Genomic DNA, 2,973 nt, shown 5'->3' on the forward strand with positions numbered 1-2,973 from the left:
AGCGGCCAATACATCGGACTGGTCCTGTAATACCGGATATAGGAATATTTCTTTCAATCCGATGGCTACCGAGAATTCTTCCTGTATCCTGTTGGCAATCTGAACGGCTTTTAACGAATGCCCGCCCAGCTCAAAGAAGTTATCGGTGATCCCGATTTGCTCTGCCTGTAATACGGTTTTCCAAATGGCAATCAGCTGCTCGTCCCTTTCGTTTCGGGCTTCCTTGTATTCTTTTGCCGAAACCGCTATGGGATCCGGTAATTTATCTATTGCAATTTTTCCGTTGGCGGTTATCGGAAAAGATTCCATGGCAATTAAATACGTGGGAACCATATAATCCGGTAACTCATTTCGCAAATACTCACGCAAATCGGTTTGGCTACTTTTTCCGGTATAATAACCCACTAAATGTTGTATGTTATTGGTATTAAAGCCCGTCACATAACTGTCGGTCACACCTTCAAAAGCAATAATGGCTCTGGCCACTTCCATTGTTTCCACACGATAGCCACGGACTTTCAGCTGATGGTCTTTTCTTCCCACAAAATGGATATTTCCACTTGCATCCCAATAGCCTAAATCACCTGTTTTGTATAGTTTTCCATTCCCAAAAGGATTGTCAATAAAACGTTCTGCCGTTTGTGCCGGCTCGTTGTGATATCCCAATGCAATCCCGCTTCCGCCCAAGTACAATTCCCCAATCACATAGTTTGGCTGTAGGGCTACATGGTCGTTGCAGATGTAGATTTGCCTGTTGAAAACAGGAGCTCCGATACAGTTGGAAACGCTTGTCTCTTCTATTTCATAATAACTGGTACAAACCGTGGCTTCTGTCGGACCGTACGTATTGTACAGTTTTACTTTTTCTGAAAAATTGGAAATGTATTCCAGTCTCAGGGCATCTCCCCCGCTGATCAGGATTCGCAACGACGGTATGTTGCTGTTGTCCTCTGCCAGTAATTCGTTAATGCTTTGTATTACCAGCGGCGTACTGCTTAACAGGGTAACCTTATGTTTTGCTGTTAAACTCAATAAAGCTTCGACGTCTTTTCCGCCCGAAGGGGTGAGTATCAATTCACCGCCCACACTTAGTATTGGATAAATTTCTTCTACACTGGTGTCAAAACTAAAGGATGATTGCTGAATCACAACATCATTTTCTGTAAGTCCAAAATAACGGATAAACGTTTGTGTATAATCCTGTAATGAACGATGAGGGATCATCACGCCTTTTGGTTTTCCTGTCGTGCCTGAGGTATACATGATATACGCCAGGTCGTTATTTGAAGGCTCGATTCCTTTATAACTACTATCGTATTTTGATAATTCGGAAATAGTAAGTTCCAGTTTTGAAACCGATGCTTCAATTTCTACATTCCGGCTTATGATTAGTACGTCTAATCCGCTGTCTGTTATCAGGTAATTTTGGCGTGCCACGGGATAGTCCTTGTCAATTGGAACATATACTGCTCCGGATTTCAATACCCCAAGCATTCCGATAACCATATCAAAATCACGATCGGTCATTAAACCAACGACTGTTCCGCTTTTAACCTGATATTCTTTCACCAACTGATCCGCCAGTTGATTCGAAAGTACTTCTACCTGCTGATAGCTAAGGCTTTCTCCCTGATAAGTTAAACATTTTGAGTGGGGTGTTCCGGCGGCCTGTTTTCTGAACAAATCGATGATAGACGCTGCTTCATATTTATTGCTTTCTCCTTTGCTGAAATTTAGGATAGCTGCTTCTTCCGATGGTGACAGGATGTTATAGTTTTCAATAGCCTGTGCCGGATTTACTACTATTTTTGATACTAAGTTTTCGAAAGACGCTATAAAAACGTTTAATTGTTCCGCCTTGTAAATCGCTGTATTGTAACGAATGGTTAATGATAAGGTATCGTTGCTTTCCTTGAATTCCAATAACAAATCGTTCAGGCTTGTCGGCGTTTCGATCGTTTCACTGCTAATGGAGACGTCCTCGATTAAATCGTTAAAACCTAATGCATTTTCGAAGTTCTGGAACAATACCAAAACATCCAATAGCGGTAGTTTACCCATAATCCTTGGTAAGCCCAATTCCGAAATCAGCGTATCAAACGGGTACGACTGATGGCTGTATCCTGCCAATAATTCCTCATGTACCAATGATAGTAAGTCCGTGAAGCTGTTTTGGGCTGAAAAACCGATTCGAATCGGAAGCAGGTTTAAATAATACCCCACCTGATCCTCCAGGTCCTGGTGTATTCTTCCCGCTGTATCGGTTCCGATAATCAGGTCTGTTTGTCCGGTAAGCTGATACAATACACTACTCAAAACACTCATGATACCCGTAAAAGTGGTTACCTGCTGTGATGCGCAAAGTGTTTTTAATTCCTTACTGATTGCAGGGCTGAAACTATGATGCAAATAGGCGCCTGAAAAAGACAGCGCATCTCCCCCATTTTTGGCAAAAGGCAATGCTAAAACCGGCAGTTCGCCTGAAAAACGATTCAGCCAATAGTTACGCGAAGCCTCATAGGAAGCCGTGGAAACATACGAATGGTACCAGGCGACGTAATCTTTGTATTGTAAACGCAGCGGCGAAAGCGCAGGTTGGTTTCCTAAACTATATGCTTTATAAAGCGATTGTAATTCCTTGCTGATGATATCAACAGACCAGCCATCGCTGATAATATGATGGATGACAAAAATAAAATAATACTGTGACCCGGATATTTTTATAAGTTCCACGCGAAGCAACGGCCCTTTCGATAAATCAAAACTACTGTTGGCAACTTCCTGTGCGCGTGATTTGGCTAAGGCTTCCGGTGCAGATTGACCACTGAAATCCAATACGCTCACTTCAAAGTCAAAAGAAGCCGCCGGGATTACCTGTTGGTATATTTCTCCTGATTCCGTTTTGAAAACGGTGCGTAAACTGTCGTGGCGGTTCACAATCACTTTCATCGCACTGCTAAAGTCCGTTGGGTT

General features: G+C 42.6%; 1 protein-coding gene. It reads right to left on the reverse strand.

Annotated features, from left to right (window positions below):
* On the reverse strand, nt 1-2,973 hold a 2,973-nt coding region (locus LPB89_RS21850), incomplete at both ends, for a non-ribosomal peptide synthetase (RefSeq protein ID WP_230703727.1).

Origin of the sequence: Flavobacterium sp. ENC, assembly GCF_020991415.1 — a bacterium.
Lineage (GTDB): Bacteria > Bacteroidota > Bacteroidia > Flavobacteriales > Flavobacteriaceae > Flavobacterium.